Annotated in this window: 19 protein-coding genes; 12 read left to right on the top strand and 7 right to left on the bottom strand. The window is 71.8% G+C overall.

Annotated features, from left to right (window positions below; translation table 11 throughout):
• Positions 1-137 precede the first annotated feature (137 nt).
• The 5 genes from ACFUTX_RS10950 (at position 138) to ACFUTX_RS10930 (ending at position 4,650) form a co-directional block, all read left to right on the top strand.
• Positions 138-977, top strand: a complete 840-nt coding sequence (locus tag ACFUTX_RS10950) for an exodeoxyribonuclease III (protein ID WP_378864079.1) — start codon at positions 138-140, stop codon at positions 975-977.
• 49 nt (positions 978-1,026) lie between these two features.
• The gene (locus ACFUTX_RS10945) at positions 1,027-1,752 is read left to right on the top strand and encodes a histidine phosphatase family protein (protein WP_378864076.1); all 726 of its coding nucleotides are present in this window, start codon (positions 1,027-1,029) and stop codon (positions 1,750-1,752) included.
• Positions 1,736-2,578, top strand: coding sequence for an NAD(P)H-hydrate dehydratase (locus ACFUTX_RS10940; RefSeq protein WP_378864073.1), 843 nt, complete (start codon positions 1,736-1,738; stop codon positions 2,576-2,578). Before ACFUTX_RS10945 ends, ACFUTX_RS10940 begins: the two co-directional genes overlap by 17 nt.
• A gap of 102 nt (positions 2,579-2,680) precedes the next feature.
• Positions 2,681-3,943, top strand: coding sequence for a sensor histidine kinase (locus ACFUTX_RS10935; RefSeq protein WP_378864070.1), 1,263 nt, complete (start codon positions 2,681-2,683; stop codon positions 3,941-3,943).
• 44 nt (positions 3,944-3,987) lie between these two features.
• Entirely contained in the window at positions 3,988-4,650 is a 663-nt protein-coding gene (locus tag ACFUTX_RS10930) for a response regulator (RefSeq protein WP_378864654.1), read from the top strand.
• A 238-nt stretch (positions 4,651-4,888) separates the two neighbouring features.
• On the opposite strand, the gene ACFUTX_RS10925 is transcribed toward ACFUTX_RS10930, so the two are convergent.
• Entirely contained in the window at positions 4,889-5,458 is a 570-nt protein-coding gene (locus ACFUTX_RS10925; protein ID WP_378864067.1) for an NADPH-dependent FMN reductase, read from the bottom strand.
• Between the two features lie 222 nt (positions 5,459-5,680).
• Between ACFUTX_RS10925 and ACFUTX_RS10920 the strand changes: the two genes are divergently transcribed.
• The 3 genes from ACFUTX_RS10920 (at position 5,681) to moaA (ending at position 8,849) form a co-directional block, all read left to right on the top strand.
• Entirely contained in the window at positions 5,681-6,565 is an 885-nt protein-coding gene (locus ACFUTX_RS10920; protein ID WP_378864064.1) for an ABC transporter ATP-binding protein, read from the top strand.
• Positions 6,562-7,656 (top strand): ABC transporter permease, encoded by a 1,095-nt coding sequence (locus ACFUTX_RS10915; RefSeq protein ID WP_378864061.1) that lies wholly within the window; start codon positions 6,562-6,564, stop codon positions 7,654-7,656. Before ACFUTX_RS10920 ends, ACFUTX_RS10915 begins: the two co-directional genes overlap by 4 nt.
• Before the next feature lie 167 nt (positions 7,657-7,823).
• On the top strand, positions 7,824-8,849 hold the full coding sequence (moaA, locus tag ACFUTX_RS10910; RefSeq protein ID WP_378864651.1) for a GTP 3',8-cyclase MoaA: 1,026 nt from the start codon (positions 7,824-7,826) through the stop codon (positions 8,847-8,849).
• Between the two features lie 148 nt (positions 8,850-8,997).
• On the opposite strand, the gene ACFUTX_RS10905 is transcribed toward moaA, so the two are convergent.
• From ACFUTX_RS10905 to ACFUTX_RS10895, 3 genes are all read right to left on the bottom strand, one after another.
• Positions 8,998-9,378 (bottom strand): VOC family protein, encoded by a 381-nt coding sequence (locus ACFUTX_RS10905; RefSeq protein WP_378864058.1) that lies wholly within the window; start codon positions 9,376-9,378, stop codon positions 8,998-9,000.
• Positions 9,379-9,471: 93 nt separating this feature from the next.
• The gene (locus tag ACFUTX_RS10900) at positions 9,472-10,683 is read right to left on the bottom strand and encodes an acetyl-CoA C-acetyltransferase (protein WP_378864055.1); all 1,212 of its coding nucleotides are present in this window, start codon (positions 10,681-10,683) and stop codon (positions 9,472-9,474) included.
• Between the two features lie 78 nt (positions 10,684-10,761).
• Entirely contained in the window at positions 10,762-11,286 is a 525-nt protein-coding gene (locus tag ACFUTX_RS10895) for an ArsR/SmtB family transcription factor (protein ID WP_378864052.1), read from the bottom strand.
• A 57-nt stretch (positions 11,287-11,343) separates the two neighbouring features.
• On the opposite strand from ACFUTX_RS10895, the gene ACFUTX_RS10890 reads away from it, so the two are divergent.
• The 4 genes from ACFUTX_RS10890 (at position 11,344) to ACFUTX_RS10875 (ending at position 15,843) form a co-directional block, all read left to right on the top strand.
• Positions 11,344-12,654 carry an MFS transporter gene (locus tag ACFUTX_RS10890; protein ID WP_378864049.1) on the top strand — a complete coding sequence of 437 codons (1,311 nt, stop codon included), beginning with the start codon at positions 11,344-11,346 and terminating at the stop codon, positions 12,652-12,654.
• Positions 12,655-12,774: 120 nt separating this feature from the next.
• On the top strand, positions 12,775-14,007 hold the full coding sequence (locus ACFUTX_RS10885; RefSeq protein ID WP_378864046.1) for a type III polyketide synthase: 1,233 nt from the start codon (positions 12,775-12,777) through the stop codon (positions 14,005-14,007).
• Complete coding sequence (locus ACFUTX_RS10880) at positions 14,004-14,708, top strand: methyltransferase domain-containing protein (RefSeq protein ID WP_378864043.1); 705 nt, start codon at positions 14,004-14,006, stop codon at positions 14,706-14,708. Before ACFUTX_RS10885 ends, ACFUTX_RS10880 begins: the two co-directional genes overlap by 4 nt.
• Positions 14,701-15,843 carry an FAD-dependent oxidoreductase gene (locus tag ACFUTX_RS10875; RefSeq protein WP_378864040.1) on the top strand — a complete coding sequence of 381 codons (1,143 nt, stop codon included), beginning with the start codon at positions 14,701-14,703 and terminating at the stop codon, positions 15,841-15,843. The genes ACFUTX_RS10880 and ACFUTX_RS10875 overlap by 8 nt, the downstream gene beginning before the upstream one ends.
• A 312-nt stretch (positions 15,844-16,155) precedes the next feature.
• Here the strand turns inward: ACFUTX_RS10875 and ACFUTX_RS10870 are convergent, their stop codons facing one another.
• The 3 genes from ACFUTX_RS10870 to ACFUTX_RS10860 all read right to left on the bottom strand — a co-directional run bounded on the left by ACFUTX_RS10870 (position 16,156) and on the right by ACFUTX_RS10860 (position 21,148).
• Positions 16,156-16,998, bottom strand: coding sequence for a UbiA family prenyltransferase (locus ACFUTX_RS10870; protein ID WP_378864037.1), 843 nt, complete (start codon positions 16,996-16,998; stop codon positions 16,156-16,158).
• 165 nt (positions 16,999-17,163) lie between these two features.
• Complete coding sequence (locus ACFUTX_RS10865; protein WP_378864034.1) at positions 17,164-19,368, bottom strand: ATP-dependent Clp protease ATP-binding subunit; 2,205 nt, start codon at positions 19,366-19,368, stop codon at positions 17,164-17,166.
• 115 nt (positions 19,369-19,483) lie between these two features.
• Positions 19,484-21,148, bottom strand: coding sequence for a SulP family inorganic anion transporter (locus tag ACFUTX_RS10860; RefSeq protein ID WP_378864031.1), 1,665 nt, complete (start codon positions 21,146-21,148; stop codon positions 19,484-19,486).
• Positions 21,149-21,168 lie beyond the last annotated feature (20 nt).

Here is a 21,168-nt window from a genome sequence, read left to right as displayed (position 1 = left end):
TCGCACGCTAGCCGAGGGCAGCGACATCGCGTGGGCGCTCGTGCGTGCTGCCCGGGCGCAACGGCTCGAGCGCGTCGCGCCGCCGTCGCGGGACCGGACGGCGTAGGGCGTCCCCGGCCCCGCCTAGGCTGGAGTCCATGCGGCTGGCCACCTGGAACGTCAATTCGATCCGCGCGCGCGTCGACCGGATCGTCGACTTCGCCGTGCGCGAGCACATCGACGTGCTCGCGATGCAAGAGATCAAGTGCAAGGTCGACCAATTCCCCTTCGACCGGTTCGAAGAGGCCGGCTTCCACGTCGAGGCGCACGGTTTCTCGCAGTGGAACGGCGTCGCGATCGCCAGCCGAGAGCCGGTGTCCGATGTGCGCACCGCCTTCCCGGGCATGCCGGGCTTCGACAAGGACCACCAGGGTCCGGATGCCCCGCAAGAGGCGCGCGCGCTCGGCGCGACGGTCGGCGGGGTCGAGGTCTGGAGCCTCTACGTACCCAACGGCCGGTCGCTGGGCGACCCGCACTTCTTCTACAAGCTCGACTGGCTCGCGGCGCTGGAGCAGTACACGCGGGAGTCGCTCGAAGCGAACCCCGACAAGGCGCTGGCGCTCGTCGGCGACTTCAACATCGCGCCGACCGACGCCGACAACGGCGACCCGGCTGTCGTTCCCGGCTTCTCGACCCACGTGTCGCCGCCGGAGCGCGAGGCCTTCGCGGCATTGCAGTCGGCCGGGGTGACCGACGTCGTGCGCCCGCTCGTGCCCACCGGCTTCACGTACTGGGACTACAAGCGGCTCCGGTTCCCGCGCAACGAGGGCATGCGGATCGACTTCATCCTCGGTTCCCACGCGCTGGCGGACGCGGTCACGGGGGCGCAGATCCACCGCAACGAACGCAAGGGCGAGGCCCCCAGCGACCACGTGCCGGTGGTGGTCGACCTCGACCTCGAGGGCCCCGACGACGACGATCGCCCGATGATCTTTTGACCTTGTCAACGGCTGTCACGGGGCGGGGCTCCGTGCCTACGCTGACCGCATGGCGGTGAGTGAACTGTTCCTCGTCCGGCACGGTGAGAGCGTCGGCAACGTGGCGGCGACGAGGGCCGAGCTCGAGGGGCTCGACGTCATCCCGCTCGACATCCGCGACGCCGACGTTCCGCTCTCCGACACGGGTCGCGAGCAGGCCGCCGCGCTCGGCGAGTGGCTCGACGACCATCACGGGTCGATCGACACCTACTGGGTCTCGCCGTACCTCCGCGCGCAGGAGACGCTCCGCATCGCCCTCCGCGACCGCGCCACGCCCACGCCGCCGGTGACCGATGAGCGGCTGCGCGATCGCGAGCTCGGGATCCTCGACCTGCTCACCCGTCGCGGCGCCGCGGCGAGGCATCCGGAGGAGATGGCCCGACGGCTGCATCTCGGCAAGTTCTACCATCGGCCTCCCGGCGGGGAGTCGTGGGCGGATGTCGCGCTGCGGCTGCGGTCGTTCCTGCGCGACCACCTGGACGGCCCGGGCGACCGGGCGCTGGTCGTCGCCCATGACGCCGTCGTGATGCTGATCCTGTACGTGCTGCTGCCGCTGCGCGAGCAGGAGCTGCTCGACTTCGCCGCCGACCACACCGTGCTCAACGCGTCGGTCACGCACCTCGTCCGTCGCGAGGGCGGCTGGGACCTCGCGGTGTTCTCCGACGTCGCTCACCTGCAGCGCGAGGGCGCCGACATCACCGTCCATCCCGGGAGTCCCGATGTCGAACCGGCCTGAACCGGTCACCGCCGAACTGCTGCGCTCATGGGGCCTGCCCGACCCGGGCGACTCGAAGAAGGCGCGGGGCGACGTCGTCGTGGTCGGCGGATCCCGCAGCGCCCCGGGCGCGGTGCTGCTCGCCGGTGAGGCCGCGCTGCGGGTCGGTGCCGGCCGTGTCGCGCTGGTCGTTCCGGCGTCGATCGACGCCCAGGTGGGGGTCGCCTTGCCCGAGGCGGGGGTGTTCGCGCTGCCCGATCGGGCCGACGACCCCCTGCCCGCCGCGCTGGCAGGGCGGATCGCCTCCGCCGACGCCGTGCTCGTCGGTCCGGGATTCACCGACCCGGACGAGACCCGCGCCACGCTGCGGACGGTGGCCGACGCGGGGGCCCAGCGGGTGGTGCTCGACGCGTACGCGCTCGGAGTGTTCCCCGATGTGCCGCGGCGCAGCCTGCCGGACGAGCTCATCCTCAGCCCCAACCGCGAGGAGCTGCAGATTCTGCTCGGGCGCGATCCGGGCGACGAGACCGACGACGTCCGCGAGGCGGCGCGCGAACACGAGGCGGTGGTCGGATGCTACGGCACGGTCGCCGATCCCGACGGCCGAACCTGGCTCGTGGACGAGGGCGGCGCGGGCCTCGGCACGTCCGGGAGCGGCGACGTCCTCGCCGGGGCGATCGCGGGATTCGCCGCACGGGGGATGCCGCTGCACCGCGCGGTCGTGTGGGGAGCGTGGACTCACGCCGTCGCCGGCTTGAGGCTCACCGACCGGATCGGGCTGGGCTTCCTCGCCCGCGACCTCACCGCGGAGCTCACCCCGACGGTCCGCGACACGCTTCGCGCCTGACGGCCGGCGCGCCGGATCTTCCGGAGTGAGCGCACCCCGCGGTGGACACGTCTCCGTCGCGCGGGGGATGCCGCGGCATCCGCTCGCCCCTACCGTGGAGGGATGTCCGTCTCCTCCCCCGCCCGGCGCCGCCGGCCGCCGTCCGCCTCCGAGCTGCGCGGCGATGTGTGGCTGGCGGCCGGGCTGCTGCTCGGCGCGATCCTCAGCGCGGCGCTCGGCTCGGTCGCCGGCGTCTACGGATCCGACACTCAGCAGGGGCTGCAGTGGTCGCTGCTGTACTCGGTCGCTCTCACTGCGCCGCTCGCCGTGCGCCGCCGCTTCCCCGAGCTCGTCGGCGTGGCCGTCTCGGTGGTCTTCTTCGTCGGGGTCTCGGCCCGCATCCCCGAGTTCTACGTCGGCAACATCGCCGTCTTCATCGGCATGTACACGATCGGCGCCTGGGTCGACGACCGCCGCCGGGCCCTGTATGTGCGGGTCGCGATCATCCTCGGCATGTTCGTCTGGCTGCTCGTGACGACCTTCCAGTCGGCCACCGCGCCGACCGACGAGGGGCTGTCGCGCGAGGGGCTCTTCTCACCCTTCGTCGCCTTCATGCTGATCCAGTTCCTCGTGAACGCGGCCTTCTTCGGCGGCGCGTACTACATGGGCGACCGGGCGTACGCGTCGGCCATCGAGCGGGCAACGCTCGAAGACCGCACCCGCGAGCTCGAAGCGGAGCGCGAAGTGACGGCCGCGCAGGCCGTCGCGCTCGACCGCGTGCGCATCGCGCGCGAGCTCCACGACGTCGTCGCTCACCATGTGTCGGCGATGGGAGTGCAGGCCGGCGCCGCCCGGGCGGTCATGGACCGCGACCCCGACGCGGCGCGCAGCGCCCTCGCCGGCGTGGAGCATTCCGCGCGGGTCGCGCTCGACGAGCTGCGGCACCTGCTCGAGACGCTGCGCACGTCGCCCGCCGAGGCGCCCGACGCCTCGACCGTGCGGCTGTCCGACCTGTCTGCGCTGGTCGCCCACGCCACCGAGAACGGCCTGCCCACCACCCTCTCCGTCATCGGCGAGGAGCGGCCGCTGCCCGACGTCGCGCAGGTCAACATCTACCGGGTCGCCCAAGAGGCGCTCACCAACGCGAGGCGTCACGGAGGTCCGGATGCCGAGGCCGACGTCCGGCTGCGCTACGGCGCCGACGCGGTCGAGCTCGAAGTGGTCAACACCGGCCGCAGCGCACCGCCGGCGCGCCCCGGCCTCGGGATCGTCGGCATGCGGGAGCGCGCCGCCGCCTCAGGGGGCACGCTCGAGGCCGGTCCTCGCGCACGCGGCGGCTACCTCGTGCGGCTTCGGGTACCCCTCGGCGAGCGGGTGGGCGCGTGACGACCTCGCCGATCCGCGTGCTCCTCGTCGACGATCACGCCGTGATGCGGGCGGGGTTCCGCATGATCCTCGAGGCCGGCGACGGCATCGTCGTCGTCGGAGAGGCGTCGAACGGGGCGGAGGCGGTGGCCGCGGCATCCGCTCTGCGCCCTGACGTCGTTTGCATGGACGTGCAGATGCCCGACATGGACGGGCTCGAGGCGACCCGGCGGATCGTCGCGGACCCCCAGGTGTCGGCCGCCGTGGTGATCGTCACCACGTTCGACCGCGACGACTACCTGTTCACGTCGTTGACGGCGGGCGCGAGCGGCTTCCTTCTCAAGAACGCCGGACCCGAAGAGCTCGTCAACGCCGTGCGGGTCGCCGCCGCCGGCGACGCCCTGCTCTCGCCCGAGGTGACGCGGCGGGTGATCGCGCGCTTCGCCGAGGCATCCGCCCCCTCCGCCGTCGGATCGCCCGCGACGCCGGTCGCGGTCAGCGGAAGCGCCGCGGGGGATCTGGGGCCGGCGGTGACGGTCGACCTCACCGAACGCGAGACCGAGGTGCTGCGGCTCATGGCCCAGGCGCTCAGCAACGCCGAGATCGCCCGGCGCCTCTACATCGGCGAGGCGACGGTCAAGACGCACGTGTCGAACGTGCTGCAGAAGCTCGGGGCCCGCGACCGGGTCGCCGCGGTCGTCTACGCCCACCGGCACGGCCTCGCCTGATCGCCGCCCTGCGCCCGCTGCGCGCGCCTTCCGCACCCGCCGTGCGGCCCGGCGACGCATGTCCCACTTTTCGTCGCCCGGCGGCCCACTGGCAGCGCAGAAGTGGGACACGCCCCGCAGAGAAGTGGGACACGCCCCGGCCGAACCAGCGGAACGCCCCCGCCGAAACGGCGAACGCCTTCGCCGAAACGGCGGAACGCCCCGGCCGAAGCCGAGGCGTTCCGAGAGGGGCAGCGTGTCAGGCCGCAACAGGCACGTGGGCGTAGCGGTCGACGAGAGCGCCGAACGCCTCGAGGTAGCCGACGAGGAACTCGGCCGTCTGGTCGTTGGTGACCTCGCCGGAGTCGGTGAACAGACCCGGCGTCGACTGCACGTAACCCTCGGGCTGGCCGAGCGTCGGAGCGTTGTAGTGGCTCAGCACGGCCTTGAGGTGCTGCTGCGCCGCGGCGGTCGCGATGGGGCCGCCCGAGGTGCCGATGACGGCCGTCGGCTTGCCGTTAAAGGCGCCCTGGCCCCACGGACGCGCCGCCCAGTCGAGGGCGTTCTTCAGCACGCCGGGGATGGAGCGGCTGTACTCGGGCGTCACGATGATCACGCCGTCGACGTCGGCGATGGCCTGCTTGAAGTCGCGGGCGACCTGCGGGTAGTCGGCGTCGTGGTCGGGAGAGTAGAAGGGCAGGTCCTTGATCGGGATCTCGACGAGGGTCGTGCCCTCGGGCGCCAGGCGCTCGAGCGCCTTCGCGAGGCGGCGGTTGATCGACGTCGACGAGATGCTGCCGACGATGTAGCCGATGGTCCGATCGGTCATGGTTCTTTCCTCCGGAAATGAAAGGGGTCCCCGGCGGGGACCACCGTGGACGTTCCACACACCTCCAATCTCCGCGCCGCCACATCTATTCCATTGAATGCAATGTGTCGGAATGTGTCGGACCCCGTCGCCCGGCGGACACGCGATCTCCCCCGCACGGGGGAGGCCGCGCCGGCGCCGGTTCCGTAGCGTGAACCCCACACCACGGACCAGGAGGAGCGGATGCTTCAGCTGAGCGGGATCACCAAGAGCTACGGGGGCAGGCGGGCTCTCGACGACGTCTCCTTCGACGTCCGGCCCGGCCGCCTCACGGGCTTCGTCGGCGGAAACGGCGCCGGCAAGACCACGACGATGCGCATCGTGCTCGGCGTGCTCGCCAAGGACGAGGGCACCGTGACGCTCGACGGCACCGAGGTCACGGCATCCGATCGCCGCCGCTTCGGCTACATGCCCGAGGAGAGGGGGCTGTATCCGAAGATGAAGGTCCTCGAGCACATCGTGTACCTCGCGCGGCTGCACGGGTTCTCGAAGACGGATGCCACGGCCCGCGCCACCGCGCTGCTCGAGCAGCTCGGACTCGGCGAGCGCCTGGGCGACAACGTCGAGACGCTGTCGCTCGGCAACCAGCAGCGGGCGCAGATCGCCGCGGCGCTCGTCCACGACCCGAAGGTGCTCATCCTCGACGAGCCGTTCTCGGGCCTCGACCCGCTCGCGGTCGACGTGGTCGCGGGCGTGCTCCAGGAGCGTGCCGCGGCCGGAGCGGCCGTGCTGTTCTCGTCTCACCAGCTCGACGTCGTCGAGCGGCTCTGCGACGACCTCGTCATCATCGCGGGCGGCACGATCCGCGCGGCGGGTCCGCGCGACACCCTGCGCGCCGAGCACTCGACGCGCCGCTTCGAGCTCGTCTCGGCGGGCGACGCCGGCTGGCTGCGCTCCGAGCCGGGCGTCACCGTGCTCGACTTCGACGGCGGGTATGCCGTGTTCGACGCCGACAGCGACGACACCGCGCAGCGGGTGCTGCGCCGGGCCGTGGCGGCGGGAGATGTCGCGAGCTTCGCGCCGCAGCATCCGACCCTCGCCCAGATCTTCAAGGAGGTCATCCAGTGAGCGCCACCATCCACTCCCCCAGCACCGCGCAGAGCGTGTGGCTCGTCGCCGAGCGCGAGATCGGGTCGAAGCTGCGCAGCAAGGCGTTCGTCATCTCGACGGCGATCCTGCTCCTGGGCGCCCTCGCGCTCGTCATCTGGGGCGGCTTCGCGGCGGCGAACAACACGGGAACCCCGGTCGCGGTGACTCCGGATGCCTCGTCCGCCGTCGCGAACGTCGAGAACCTCGACGTCACCGAGGTCGCCGACCGCGCCGAGGCCGAGGCTCTCGTCGAGAGCGGCGATGTCGACGCCGCGCTCGTGGCCGACCCGGAGTCCCCGGTCGGCATCGCGGTGATCGCCGACTCGAGCCCGCCGACCCAGCTGATCCTGCAGCTCGCGCAGACGCCCACGGTCGAGCTGCTGAACCCGGACTCGGGCGATGACGCGCTCGGCTACGTCGTGGCGATCGGCTTCGGGATCGTGTTCCTCTTCGCCGCGTCGATGTTCGGCGGCACGATCGCGCAGAGCGTCGTCGAAGAGAAGCAGACCCGTGTCGTCGAGCTGCTGATCTCGGCGATCCCGGTGCGGTCGCTGCTGGCGGGCAAGGTGATCGGCAACACCGTCCTCGCGATGGGGCAGATCCTGCTGCTCGCCGCGATCGCGGTCGTCGGGCTCACGATCACCGACCAGACGGCGCTCCTGCAGGGGCTCGGCGGTCCGATCGCGTGGTTCGCGGTGTTCTTCTTCTTCGGGTTCATCCTGCTGGCGTCGCTGTTCGCCGCGGCGGCGTCGATGGTGTCGCGCATGGAAGACATCGGGTCGACCACGACTCCGCTGACGATGCTCGTGATGGCGCCGTACTTCCTGGTCATCTTCTTCTTCGACAACCCGCTCGTGCTGGGGATCATGTCGTACGTGCCGTTCTCCGCGCCGGTGGGCATGCCGATGCGCCTGTTCCTCGGCGAGGCGCAGTGGTGGGAGCCGCTGCTGTCGCTCGCGATCCTCATCGCGACGTGCGCCGCCGCGATCCTGGTCGGCGCGCGCATCTACGAGAACTCGCTGCTGCGGATGGGCGGCCGGGTGAAGCTGCGGGAGGCGCTCGCTTCCTGACGCGGCCGGCGGACGGGGTGAGATCTCGGGCTCGCCCCGTCCGTTTCCGTTCCCGCGCCGAACACCTCTGGGGATGCTAGGTTTCGGACCGTGAGGGGGTGAGCGGGATGCCGGAGGTCGACGTGCCGCGCGCCACCCGCCTGCCCTCGACGGGCGTCACCCCGGCGATGGCCGATGCGCTGGGTCGGCCGATGCGCGACCTGCGCATCTCGATCACCGACCGCTGCAACTTCCGGTGCGTGTACTGCATGCCGAAGACGGTGTTCGGTCGCGACTACGCCTTCCTCGACCGCGACGAGCTGCTGACCTTCGAAGAGATCACGCGCATCGCGCGCGTCGCCGCCGGGCACGGGGTCAGGAAGATCCGGTTGACCGGGGGCGAGCCGCTGCTGCGGCGCGGGGTCGAGGACCTGATCGCCCGGCTGGCCGCTCTGCGCACCCCGAGCGGTGAGCCGCTCGAGATCGCGCTGACGACCAACGGGTCGGCTCTCGCGATGAAGGCGGCGGCGCTGAAGGCGGCCGGGCTCACACGGGTCACCGTGTCGATCGACTCGCTCGACGACGACCTGTTCCAGCAGATGAACGACGTGCGCTTCCCCGTCGACCGGGTGCTGGCCGGCATCGACGCCGCGCACGAGGCCGGGCTCGGACCGATCCGCCTCAACATGGTGGTCAAGCGCGGCGTGAACGACCACGAGGTCGTCGACATGGCGCGCCGCTTCCGCGGCACCCCGTACACGCTGCGCTTCATCGAGTACATGGATGTCGGCAACACCAACGGCTGGTCGATGGACGAGGTGGTGCCCTCCGCCGAGGTCGTGCAGCGGATCGACGACGTCTTCCCGCTCGAACCGGTGGGCTCGCTCGTGGCGGGTGAGACGGCGAAGCGGTGGCGCTACGCCGACGGGGCCGGCGAGATCGGCGTGATCTCGAGCGTCACGAACGCCTTCTGCGGCACCTGCAACCGCGCCCGCGTCTCGACCGAGGGCAAGCTCTTCACGTGCCTGTTCGCGTCGGAGGGGCACGACCTGCGCGCCCTGCTCCGCGGCGGTGCCGACGACGACGCGCTCGCGCGCGCGATGCGCGGCATCTGGGAATCGCGCGACGACCGCTACTCCGAGATCCGGTCGAGCCTGACCCCTGAGCTGCGCCTCGCACGATCCCGCGTGGAGATGTCGTACATCGGCGGCTGAGGCATCCGCTCGCTCTCCTGGGGGCCTCGCGCGCGCCAGGCGAGCGCGCGCCGTCGGAAACGAAGGAAACACGCCGGCGGCGACGTCGCCGGGGGCGGCCGGCGCGGCGAGTCTCCTGTTTTCTCGACGCCGAGCGGTGTGCCGGGGCTCAGCCGGCCTTCAGCACCGCCAGCACATTGCCCGACGGATCGCGGAACCAGGCGATCTCGGGACCGTTGCCCCTCGCGATCCCCTTCGCGTCGGTGGGGAAGTCGGCGTCGTCGTAGATCTTCGTGACGACGCCGCGCGCGTTGAGCTGGTCGACGGCGGTCTCGACGTCGTCCACGTCGAAGTTGAGCACCGTGAAGACCGCGGGCTCGTGGTCGGGTTTCGGATAGACCATGACCTTCGCGCCCGACCCGAGGGTGAGCTCGATGATCCCCATGTCGAGCTTCTCGACCGGGAGCCCGAGGGTCTCGCCGTAGAACGCCGTCGCCTCATCGAGGTCTTTCACGGCGAAGGAGCTGAACGCGTGCGCGGAGGTGAACATGCGCCCAAGCCTCGGACCTCGGCGCCGCGTTGTCCAGAGGCATCCGGAGTCATCACACCGGGACGGCCGGGTGACACCCCGCGGCACGCCGGGCTAGAGCCGCTCGATCACCGTCGCGACGCCCATGCCGCCGCCGATGCAGAGCGTGGCGAGACCGTACCGGCCGCCCGACCGCTCGAGTTCGTCGAGGAGCGTGCCGAGGATCATCGCACCGGTGGCGCCGAGCGGGTGCCCCATCGCGATCGCGCCGCCGTTGACGTTGGTGCGCTCATGCGGGAAGTCGCCGAGGTCGCGCATCAGCTTGAGTGCGACCGAGGCGAAGGCCTCGTTGATCTCGACCAGATCGATGTCGTGGATGCTGAGGCCGGCGCGTTCGAGCGCGAGACGCGACGCCGGACCGGGGCCGGTCAGCATGATCGTCGGCTCGGTGCTGACCACAGCGGCCGAGCGGATCCGCGCGCGGGGAACGAGGCCGTGCCGGGCGCCCGCCGCTTCGCTGCCGACGACGACGAGGGCGGCGCCGTCGACGATCCCCGACGAGTTGCCCGCGTGGTGGACGTGGTCGATCGCACCCGCTTCGGGGTACTTCCGCAGCGCGATCTCGTCGTAGCCCGCGCGACCTAGTTCGGCGAAGGCCGGCGGCAGTCCCGCCAGCGTCTCGACGCTCGTCCCCGGCCGGATCGTCTCGTCACGGTCGAGCAGCACCGAACCGTCCGCCGCCCCCACCGGCACCACCGACCGGTCGAAGCGGCCCTCCGCCCATGCGCGGGCGGCGCGCTCGTGGGATGCCGCGGCGAACGCATCCACGTCCTCGCGGGTGTACCCCTCCAGCGTTGCGATCAGGTCCGCACTGATACCCTGCGGGACCGCATCGGGCGCCACGGCCGCGGCCGAGTCCCGGCCGTACGGGCCGCCGTCGCTGCCCATCGGCACGCGGCTCATCGACTCGACGCCGCCGGCGAAGAACAGGTCCTCCCACCCGGACCGCACGCGCGCGGCCGCCTGATTCACAGCCTCGAGCCCCGAGCCGCAGAACCGGTTGAGCTGAACCCCGGGGACGGTGTCGGGCAGGCCTGCGGCGAGCGCCGCCACCTTCGCGATGTCGGACCCCTGGTCGCCGATCGGCGTGACGCAGCCGAGGATGAGGTCGTCGACCGCGGCGGGGTCGAGCTCCGGATGCCGCTGACGAAGGGCATCGATCAGCCCCACGACAAGCCTGTGGGGCTGGACGCCATGGAGCGAGCCCGTCGCCTTGCCGCGTCCCCGCGGAGTGCGGACCGCGTCGTACACGAATGCCTCGGTCATGGCGCCTCCTTCGGCGGACGGTGCTCACGCGGCACCCCTCCCATCGTGCCACCGCCGGGGCCGAGGCATCCGCCTGCGTCAGGGCTGCGGGGACGGCGGATTCAGATCGGGATGGAACGCGGTGAACACCGAGTAGGCCTGGCCGTCGGCATCCGCCCCCCTGTCTTTGAACTCGACCAGCAGTTCGAATAGCCGTCGCTGGAACTCCTCCCTGTGCTCGTCGTTGAGCTTGAGACCCAGCCAGGTCGTGTCGAGGTCGGCGGGGTCGACGCCCTCGATCTGCTGGAGGAACACCTCGACGAGCACCCGGCTGCGCTCGGGGAGCGGCGACCGCCACGAGAGTCCCGTGGCACGGTACGGCACCTCGCGCGCGCCCTGCGCTCCCGCGCGCTCGGGCTCGGCCGCCAGGAAGCCGGTCTGCACGAGGGTGCGCACGTGATGGAGCATGGTGCCCGGGTTCAGACCGAGCAGCTCGGCCAGCTCTTTGTTCGTGCGGGCCTCGAACGCGCACAGCCGCAGGACCCGCAGACGCAGCGGCGAGCTGAGGGCACGGAGCCGGGCCTCGGCCTCGGCGTCATCACGAGGCGCTTCGCGGTCGCTCACGCGTCCAGCGTAGATCACTGATTGACAGTCCTCGATCAGTCGCGCACACTGATTGGCATGTCCCAATCGGAGCCGGCGGCGGCCACGCGCAGAAGCGGGCCCTCGCTCTGGCGCAACGGCAACTTCCTGACGTTCTGGAGCGGCCAGACCCTGAGCCAATTCGGCGCCCAGATCAGCGAGCTCGCCGTCCCGGTGCTCGCGGTGCTGCTGCTCGAGGCGAGCGAATTCGAGGTCGGGGTGCTGAACGCCGCCAACGTCGCCGCGTTCCTCCTCGTGGGTCTGCCGGCGGGCGCGTGGATCGACCGTCTGCGCAAGCGCCACGTCATGATCGCCGCCGACCTCGTACGCGCCATCGCGCTGTCGCTGGTGCCGGTGCTGTGGGTCAGCGGGGTGCTGCAGATCTGGCATCTCGTCGCGGTCGCGTTCGTGCTCGGCATCGCCACCGTGTTCTTCGACGTGTCGTACCAGAGCATCATCCCGTCGCTCGTGAAGCCCTCGCAGATCGGCGAGGCGAACGGCAAGCTGCAGTCGACCTACGAGCTCGCCAACATCGCCGGGCCGGGATTCGCCGGGTGGCTGATCGCCCTCGTCACCGCCCCGCTGGCCATCCTCGCCACCGGCGTGACGTATGTGGTCTCGGCGATCGCCCTCGCCTTCACGCGCGACCACGAGCAGCGCCGGCCCGCGGAGGACCACGCGCCGCTGCTCACCGAGATCTGGGAAGGCCTGCACTTCGTCTTCTCCGAGAAGCTGCTGCGCCGCATCGTCGGCACGACCTCCGTGTCGAACTTCTTCAGCACGATGTCGTTCACCCTGCTGCCGATCTTCCTGCTGAGAGAACTCGGCTTGTCGCCGGCATCCATGGGAGTGATCTTCTCGCTGGGCGCGGTCGGCGGCCTGCTCGGCGCGATCGCGACGCCGCGCATCGTCGGCCTGCTGGGCGAGGCCCGGGCGATCCCGGTCAGCGCGATCGGCTTCAGCGTCGTCGCAATGCTGCTGCCGATCGCCGCAGCGGTGCCCGCCTTCGCCTTTCCGCTGCTCGTCGCGCAGTCGTTCGTCGCGAGCTTCACCGTGCTGCTCTACAACATCACGCAGGTGACCTTCCGTCAGCGCATCACCCCGCCGCGACTCCTCGGCCGCATGAACGCGTCGGTGCGGTTCGTCGTGTGGGGCGTCATGCCGATCGCGGCGCTTCTCGCCGGCGCGCTCGGCACCTGGCTCGGGGTCGTCGCGACCATGTGGATCGGCGCGGTCGGCCAGCTGCTGTCGGCCGCGTTCGTCGTGTTCGCGCCGTTCTGGCGCATGCGCGAACTCCCCGACGTGCACACGGCCGAGGCATCCGTCCCCGCGGAGCGAAGCGAGAGCTGATCGAGCCGCAGCGGTGAGATGCGGGGCGAGCGTCGCCCATCGCCGGGCCCCGGTGCAGCATGCCTGAGAAGATGACGCAAGGCGGCCCCGTGACACCCCGAGGAGTGCTTAGGTGTGAGCATGACCCCGCGCATCGTGTCGATCGGAACCGCTGTCCCGCCGACCTGCGTCGACCAGGCGAGCGCCCGGGAGCTGTTCGCCGGCCAGCCCGACGTCGACCGGCTCACCCGGCGCCTCATCCACGCCGCGTTCGACGCCGCGGCGATCGAGCGGCGGCACACGGTCCTCTCCCAGCTCGGCGGGCCCGGCGACACCCCGGCAGGGGCGGTGCGCCACGACGGGGAGATCCGCTTCGCGGAGGCGGACGGGCGGATGCTGCGCCCCACCACCGGCGAACGCAACGACCTCTACATCGCCGCCGCACCGGAACTCTACGAGCGGGCGGCGCGAGCGGCGCTGACGGATGCCGCGCTCGACGCGTCCGCGATCACCCACGTCGTCACGGTGTCGTGCACCGGATTCTTCGCCCCCGGCCCCGACTACCGGCTCGTGCGCGACCTCGGCCTCTCGCCCCGCGTGGAGCGGTATCACCTCGGATTCATCGGCTGCGCCGCGGCGATGCCGGGCCTGCGGCTGGCCGCCCGGATCACGGCCGCCCAACCCGACGCCGTCGTGCTCGTCGTGTGCGTCGAGCTGTGCACGCTGCACATCCGGCCGTCGGCCGACCCGCAGCAGATCGTCGCCGCCTCCGTCTTCGCCGACGGCGGAGCCGCGGCGATCGTGACCGCCGACCCGTCGGTGGGCCGCCCCGGCGGCCTGGGCCTGGACCGGTTCGCGACCACCCTCACCAGCGAGGGCGAGCGCGACATGGTGTGGACGATCGGCGACCACGGGTTCGAGATGATCCTCTCCGCCGAGGTGCCGCGCATCGTGGGGCGTGAGATCCGCGGCGCCGTCGATGCCTTCCTCGGCGCGGACGAGGCCCCCGACACGTGGGTGGTGCATCCCGGCGGCAGGAGCGTGCTCGACCGGGTCGAGGCCGGCCTGGACCTCGACCCGACCGCGCTCGACGCCTCGCGGGGGGTGCTGCGCGACTTCGGCAACATGTCGAGCGCGACGGTGCTGTTCATCCTCCGCCGACTGCTGCACGACGAGGCGGTCGCAGACGGAGCCCGCATCGGCGGCCTCGCGTTCGGGCCCGGACTGACGGTCGAATCGGCGCTCCTGACGAAGCTCGGGCAGCCCGCGTCGGAGGGCGCGGAGCGTTCCGAGGTCGCCGGGCGCGAAGAACTCGCACCGCCTCTCGACGCCGAACGGACCGACGAGGTCGTGTCGGGCGTGGCCGTGGCATGAGCCTTGCCGCCCGCGATCCCGAGCTCGAAGAGCTCATGGACGATCCCGACTGCGACCCGAAGCGCCTGGCGGCGACCCTCCGCCGTTTCGACACGGTCAACCGCGTGGTGTCGGGGTGGGGCACGGTCTACCGCCGATTCCTGCGCCCGCACCTCGCGTCACTGAACCGGCCGGCGCGCGTGCTCGACCTGGGGGCAGGAGGCGGCGACCTCGTCGTGCGCCTCGCCGAGCTGGCCGCACGCGACGGCTTCGAGGTGCACTGGACGGGCGCTGACCCCGACCCTCGCGCGCACGAGGTCGCCGTCGCGCGCGACGCTCCCCCCGGGGTGGTCTTCCGCCGGGCCGACGCCGCCGACCTCGCCAGCGAAGGCGAGGTGTTCGACGCCGTGCTGTCGAACCATGTGCTGCACCACCTCGGCCACGACGTGGGCGGATTCGCGGAGGCATCCCGTCTCCTCTCCCGCGGCATCGTGCTGCACGGCGACATCGCGCGAAGCCGCCTGGCGTACGGGCTGTACGCGGTGGCGGTGACGCCGTTCGCGCCGGGCACGTTCCTGCGCACGGACGGTCTGCGGTCCATCCGGCGCAGCTTCACGCCGCTCGAGCTGCAGTCCGAGCTGGACGCCGCCGCTCCGGGGACGTGGACCGTGCACGCCCCCGTGCCCTTCCGCGTGCTCGCGGCGGGACCGGGGCATGCCTGACGTCGTCGTGATCGGCGCCGGACCGGTCGGCCTGCTGCTGGCCGGAGACCTGGCGGCCCGAGGCGTCGACGTGCAGGTGCTCGAGAAGCGGCCGGCCGCCGGCGAGGGCACGCGGGCGATCGGCATCCACTCCCCCGTTCTCGCAGCGCTGGAATCGTCGGGGATCGCGGAGCAGTTGCTGACCGACGCGGTGCGGGTCGCGCGCGGCGAGGCGCGGTCCGGCGGGCGGCTCGTCGGGGTCGTGCGGTTCGAGCGCCTGTCGACCCGGTTCCCGTTCGTCGCGACGCTGCCGCAGGCCGCGACCGAGAAGGTGCTCGCCGGCCGCGCCCCGATCCCCCTGCGCGGGGCGACGGTGTTCCGGGTCATCCCCCGCAGCGACGGGGTGCGCGTGCAGTACGGCGTCGACGGGCGGGCGACCGAGACCTTCGCGCCGGTGGTCGTGGTCGCCGGCGGCGCCGGGTCGCGTGGCCTCGTCTTCCGCGACGGTGCCGTGCCGGTGCACGAGTACCGCGACCGGTACCTGATGACGGATGCCGACCCCGGCGCCTCGGCGGCGGATGACGTCGCGGTCGTCCACCTCGATCGCCGAGGCGTGCTCGAGTCGTTCCCCCTCCCCGGCGGCAGGCGGCGATTCGTCGCCTGGGACGCACCCGGCGCCGACCCCGACCCCGCCGCCCGCACGGAGCGGCTGCGCGCCGCGCTCGCGGCGCGCGGTGAGGCCGAGGCATCCGTCGCCGTCACAGAGGCGAGCTCGTTCGGAGTCCGCCGAGTGCTCGCGCCGAGGATGCGCAACGGTCGCGTGCTCGTGATCGGCGACGCCGCGCACGAGGTCAGCCCCATCGGCGGGCAGGGCATGAACCTCGGCCTGCTCGACGCCGTGCGCCTCGCCCCGCTGCTCGCCGAGTGGGTGCGGACCGGGTCGGCGCCCGACGCCGCGCTCGGCGCATGGGAGCGCCGCCGGGTGGCGTCCGCCCGGGTCGCGGCCCGGCTGGCCTCCGTCAACACGGCGCTGGGCCGGCCGCTGCCGGGGCCGGCCGACGCGCTGCGCCGCGCGGCGGTGCGGATCATGCTGCGCCCGCCGATCGACCGCGGCTTCGCCCGCGCGTACGCGATGGGCCTCGACCGCGACGCGTGAGGGCGTGGAGCTCCCCCCGTCTTGGGGCGCAGAAACCACACGACACGCCGGGCCGCCCCGCGAGTCCCGACCGGCACGCGCCCCAAACCCGGCACCCCGCCCGGGCTCGTCCCTCTGGGGCGGGAAACGACGTTCGGGGCGTGACCTTGAGAGCCCCAAACACCACATCGCGCCCCAAACCCGACCTCGTTCCGTTTGGGGCGCTGAAACCACACGCCGCGCCGGACCGCCCGGCGAGTCCCGACGGGCACGCGCCCCGAACCCGGCCGCCGCCGCGCCCCGAATCCGGCCCCCGACCAACACGCCCGAGAGTCAGGCGGTGAGCGCCGACCCCGACGCGACGAGCTGGGCGGCCAGCAGCAGGGCCGCGAGCATCACGAATCGGAAGAGCACCCGCGCGGGCGGACGCGCGAGCGCCCGCACCACCGTGGCCACCGCGACGCCGACCACGGCGGCGAAGAAGACCCACGACAGCGGACTCACCGCACCGAGGTAGCCGCCCGCCGCACCGAGCAGCACCGCCACCGCGCCCGTGAGCACGGCCAGCGCGGCGATCAGGGCGGAGGTCCGCGGACCCAGCCGGTGGGGCAGACCCCGCACGCCGGTGCGGGCGTCATCGTCCAGGTCGGGAAGCACGTTCGTGAGATGCACGGCGGTGCCGAGCGCGGCCCCCGCGACCCAGGCCCACCCGGGCGCGAACGTCGGCTGAGGCGCGGCGAGTGTCGCCAGTGAGGGGAACAGGCCGAAACTGACGATGAAGGGGACCACCGAGAACGGCGTCGACTTCAGTCCCGCGTTGTACGACCACGCCGACCCGAGGAACAGCGCGTGCGCCGCGAGCATCCGCCAGCCGAGCGGCGCCGACAGTCCCAGCGCGAGGGCGAGGGTGACGGATGCCGCCACCCACGCCGTCCGCACCGACACGTCGCCGCGTGCGATGGGCTTGTCGGTGCGACCGACGGCGCGGTCGCGGGCGGCGTCGAGGGCGTCGTTGGAGATCCCGATCGATAGCTGCCCGGCGAACACCGCGAGCGTCAGCAGAGCGATCCGCCAGGCATCCAGTCCGACGGCGATGCCGAGGGTGAGCGCCAGGACGCTGACCACCAGGGTGGGCCCAGGATGGGTCGACCCCCACAGGGCCCGGACGGTGCGCACCCCACGATGCTCTCACGCTCCCGCAGCGCTCTCTTCCCCGCGTGCGCAGTGCCCCCCCGCCCTGGCCTCGCCGACGACAGGGCATCCGGCCGCGACAGGACGAAACCGGCCACAGCGTCCTGCCCCGGCCGAAAGTCCTGCGCTCGGACGACCCGACCGCGGGACTCAGTCCTCGAGCACGGCTTCGATCACGTCGTCGTCGTCGGGAACCTCGGGCGCCGGGGCCGGCCCCTCGCTCACGAGGGTGAGGCCGGAGGCGTCGGCCGCGACATCCACCCGCACGATGTCGCCGTCGTGCACCCCGCCGCCGAGGATCGCCATCGCGAGGCGGTCCTGGATCTCGGACTGGATCAGCCGTCGCAGCGGACGCGCGCCGAACACCGGGTCGTAGCCTCGCTCGGCGAGCCAGGCGCGGGCGTCGGGCGTCACCGCGAGGGTGAGGCGGCGGTCCTTCAGGCGTCGCTGGAGAGCGAACACCGCGAGCTCGACGATCTGCGCCAGGTCGTCCTGGCTGAGCGCCTGGAAGATCACGATGTCGTCGAGACGGTTCACGAACTCGGGCTTGAAGGCCTGGCGCACCAGACCCTGCACCTGCTCGCGCTTCTGCTCGGTCGACAGCGTCGGATCGATCAGGATCGGCGAGCCGAGGTTCGACGTCAGGATCAGGATCACGTTCTTGAAGTCGACGGTGCGCCCCTGACCGTCGGTGAGGCGGCCGTCGTCCATGACCTGCAGCAGCACGTCGAACACCTCGGGGTGGGCCTTCTCGACCTCGTCGAGCAGCACGACGCTGTATGGACGACGCCGCACCGCCTCGGTGAGCTGACCGCCCTGCTCGTAGCCGATGTATCCGGGAGGGGCACCGACCAGTCGCGAGACGGAGTGTTTCTCGCCGTACTCCGACATGTCGATGCGCACCATCGCGTGCTCGTCGTCGAACAAGAACTCGGCGAGCGCCTTGGCGAGCTCGGTCTTGCCGACACCGGTCGGCCCGAGGAACAGGAACGACCCCGTCGGACGGTTCGGGTCGCTGATCCCGGCGCGCGAGCGTCGCACGGCGTCGGACACCGCCTTGACGGCGTCCCGCTGCCCGATGAGGCGCTTGCCCAGCTCGGACTCGAGGTGCAACAGCTTCTCGGTCTCGCCCTGCAGCAGGCGGCCGACCGGGATGCCGGTCCACGCGGCGATGACCGCGGCGATGTCTTCGTCGGTGACCTGGTCGTTGACCATCCGGTCGCCTGCGGGCTCGTCGCGCTCGGCCTCGATCAGCTGCCGCTCGAGCGCTGGGATCTCGGCGTAGAGCAGGCGGGACGCCTTCTCGAGGTTGCCTTCGCGCTGCGCGCGCTCGGCCTCCATGCGGGCGGCGTCGAGCTTGGTCTTGAGGTCGCCGACGCGGTTGAGCGACGCGCGCTCCTGCTCCCAGCGGGCCTGCAGGTCGGCGAGGCGGGACTGCTCGGCGGCGAGGGTTTCGCGCAGGGTCGCCAGCCGCTCCTTCGACGCGTCGTCCTTCTCTTTCTTGAGGGCGAGCTCTTCGAGCTTGAGCCGGTCGACGTGGCGGCGCAGCTCGTCGATCTCGAGCGGTGCCGAGTCGATCTCCATCCGCAGCCGCGACGCCGCCTCGTCGATGAGGTCGATGGCCTTGTCGGGCAGCTGGCGGCTCGGGATGTAGCGATGGGAGAGGGATGCCGCGGCCACGAGTGCGGCGTCGGCGATGGCCACCTTGTGGTGCGCCTCGTAGCGCTCCTTGAGTCCGCGCAGGATGGCGACGGTGTCTTCGACCGAGGGCTCGCCGACGTAGACCTGCTGGAAGCGGCGCTCGAGCGCCGCATCCTTCTCGATGAACTCGCGGTACTCGTTGAGCGTGGTCGCGCCGATCAGCCGCAGCTCGCCTCGGGCCAGCATCGGCTTGAGCATGTTCGACGCCGCGACCGACCCTTCGCCGCCGCCGGCGCCCATGAGCACGTGCAGCTCGTCGATGAACGTGATGATGCGCCCGTCGGACTCGGTGATCTCTTTGAGCACGCTCTTGAGGCGCTCCTCGAACTGCCCGCGGTACATGGCGCCCGCGACCAGCGCCGAGATGTCGAGGGTGACGAGCTCTTTGTCTTTGAGCGACTCGGCGACGTCGCCCGCGACGATGCGCTGGGCCAGGCCCTCGACGACGGCGGTCTTGCCGACGCCGGGCTCGCCGATGAGCACGGGGTTGTTCTTGGTGCGTCGGGTCAGCACCTGGCTGACGCGCCGGATCTCGCTGTCACGCCCGATGACGGGGTCGAGCTTGCCCTGACGGGCGCGGTCGGTGAGGTTGATGCCGAACTGCTCGAGGGCGCTCCGCGCGTCCTCCTGTCCGGGCTGCTGGGTGGCGTTCATGTGTCTCCTGAAATCTGTGGGCGGCAAAACTTGAGCCGCTGCGACTCAAGTTTATACGATACCGGATGCCGCGGCAATCCCACCCCGCACCGCGTTCGCCGCCCGCTCCAGCCGGTCAGCGGGCGAGCTCGGCGACCGCGTCCGCGTGCACGCGCCGCAGGGTCTGGCCGACCCACTCCGTGCCCTTGTGGACGTTGTCCGGCCCGATGTCGGACGTGAGTCCGCCGGCGTCGAGCTGCGAGATCACGCGGTCCTCCGTCGCGACGACCCGCAGGCTCGATCCGACCGCGGCGAGGTCGCGCGCGAAGCGACGGAGGACGTCCACGAGCGACAGGCCGATCTCGTCCGTGCCGCGGAGCCGCAGGATGACGATCGAGCCGGCCGACTCGGGCACCACCTCGGGCAGCTGGGCCGCGAACGTCGGCGCACTGGCGAAGAAGAGACTGCCGTAGGGCTGCAGCACGAGCACCTCGCCGCCCGGCACGACCGGCGGAGGATCGGCCTCGCGCATCCGTCCGTCCGGCGCGATCTCGACCGCCCGCACCCGCACGCGATTGGACTGCTGCCCCACGTACAGGATGATCCCGAGGCCGACCCCGACGAGAACCGCGAACTGCAGCGGGATCAGCAGGGTCAGGCCGAACGTCACCGCCATGATCGCGGTCGGCAGCGGCCCCGACTTCGTCACCGAGTAGATGCGGCTGGGCTTGATCGCGCCGACGCCGACCACCATGAGCAGTCCCGCGAGCGCCGGCATCGCGACATAGGCGACGAGATCGGATGCCACGAACACGACGACCGCCATCACGGCACCGGCGACGAACAGGGCGAGCCGCGTGCGCGCGCCGGACTGGACGATGATCGACGATCCCGACATCGACCCGCCCACCGGCATGCCGCGGAAGATCCCCGACACGATGTTGCCGGCGCCCTGGCCAATGAAGTCGCGGTTGGTGTCGGCCGGGCGACCGTCCGCCGTCGGGATGCCGGCCGAGACCGCCGCGCCCTGCACCAGGCCGATGAAGGCGAGCGAGATCGCCGGCACGATCAGGTAGGGGATGTCGGGGACGCTCGGGAGGGCGGGCGCCGGCAGACCCCGCGGCACGTCGACGATGTCGCGCAGCTGGATCACGGGATCCGCGACCCACAGGTTCAGCAGCAGGGCGCAGACCGAGCCGACCACCACCGCGATCACCAGCCCGAGGCTGCCGATGCGCGTGGTGCGCAGCACGACGATGAGAAGCACCGTGATCGCGCCGACCGCGACCGACGCGACGCTCCATTGACCGAGATGCACGAACACATCGATCGTCTTCAGCAGCCGATTCGGTCCCCGGGCGGTGTAGCCGGTGAGGTTCGAGAGCTGCCCGAGCACGATGTTGACGCCGATCGCCGTGATGAACCCGGTCATCACCGCCGTTGGCACGAAGCTCACGAGCCGCCCCGCGCGCAGGAGGCCCGCCGCGATCATGACGATGCCGGTCAAAATGGCGAGGGTGTATAGGGCGCGCTCCGGATCGGGCCGCGCGTCGAGCCCGGCATCCGAGACGACCAGCGCCATCGCCCCGGTCGCCTGCACCGCCATGAAGGCGCTGCTCGTGAAGCAGGCGGCGCCCACGAGCCCGAACAGGTACGCGTAGAGCCCGGCGAGCGGGTTCACCCCCGCGAGCAGCCCGGCCGCGAGGCCATCGGGGACGGCTTCGATCCCCAGCACGAGGCCGGCCGCGGCATCCTTCCCCACGGTCTTCCGCGAGAACCACCGCCTCGGATCGATCCGCACGCCGGTACCGTACCGACCCC

It is taken from the genome of Microbacterium sp. NPDC057407, from assembly GCF_042803895.1.
Classification (GTDB): Bacteria; Actinomycetota; Actinomycetes; order Actinomycetales; family Microbacteriaceae; genus Microbacterium.
Note: the sequence above shows the minus strand (reverse complement) of the source record. Positions and strands in the feature narration are given on the sequence as shown.

Excerpts from the sequence above, each read along its gene's own strand:
- ACFUTX_RS10950 (WP_378864079.1), top strand. The coding sequence starts at position 138 with ATGCGGCTGGCCACCTGGAACGTCAATTCGATCCGCGCGCGCGTCGAC.
- ACFUTX_RS10945 (WP_378864076.1), top strand. The coding sequence starts at position 1,027 with ATGGCGGTGAGTGAACTGTTCCTCGTCCGGCACGGTGAGAGCGTCGGC.
- ACFUTX_RS10940 (WP_378864073.1), top strand. The coding sequence starts at position 1,736 with ATGTCGAACCGGCCTGAACCGGTCACCGCCGAACTGCTGCGCTCATGG.
- ACFUTX_RS10935 (WP_378864070.1), top strand. The coding sequence starts at position 2,681 with ATGTCCGTCTCCTCCCCCGCCCGGCGCCGCCGGCCGCCGTCCGCCTCC.
- ACFUTX_RS10930 (WP_378864654.1), top strand. The coding sequence starts at position 3,988 with ATGCGGGCGGGGTTCCGCATGATCCTCGAGGCCGGCGACGGCATCGTC.
- ACFUTX_RS10925 (WP_378864067.1), bottom strand. The coding sequence starts at position 5,458 with ATGACCGATCGGACCATCGGCTACATCGTCGGCAGCATCTCGTCGACG.
- ACFUTX_RS10920 (WP_378864064.1), top strand. The coding sequence starts at position 5,681 with ATGCTTCAGCTGAGCGGGATCACCAAGAGCTACGGGGGCAGGCGGGCT.
- moaA (WP_378864651.1), top strand. The coding sequence starts at position 7,824 with ATGGCCGATGCGCTGGGTCGGCCGATGCGCGACCTGCGCATCTCGATC.
- ACFUTX_RS10905 (WP_378864058.1), bottom strand. The coding sequence starts at position 9,378 with ATGTTCACCTCCGCGCACGCGTTCAGCTCCTTCGCCGTGAAAGACCTC.
- ACFUTX_RS10900 (WP_378864055.1), bottom strand. The coding sequence starts at position 10,683 with ATGACCGAGGCATTCGTGTACGACGCGGTCCGCACTCCGCGGGGACGC.
- ACFUTX_RS10890 (WP_378864049.1), top strand. The coding sequence starts at position 11,344 with ATGTCCCAATCGGAGCCGGCGGCGGCCACGCGCAGAAGCGGGCCCTCG.
- ACFUTX_RS10885 (WP_378864046.1), top strand. The coding sequence starts at position 12,775 with ATGACCCCGCGCATCGTGTCGATCGGAACCGCTGTCCCGCCGACCTGC.
- ACFUTX_RS10880 (WP_378864043.1), top strand. The coding sequence starts at position 14,004 with ATGAGCCTTGCCGCCCGCGATCCCGAGCTCGAAGAGCTCATGGACGAT.
- ACFUTX_RS10875 (WP_378864040.1), top strand. The coding sequence starts at position 14,701 with ATGCCTGACGTCGTCGTGATCGGCGCCGGACCGGTCGGCCTGCTGCTG.
- ACFUTX_RS10865 (WP_378864034.1), bottom strand. The coding sequence starts at position 19,368 with ATGAACGCCACCCAGCAGCCCGGACAGGAGGACGCGCGGAGCGCCCTC.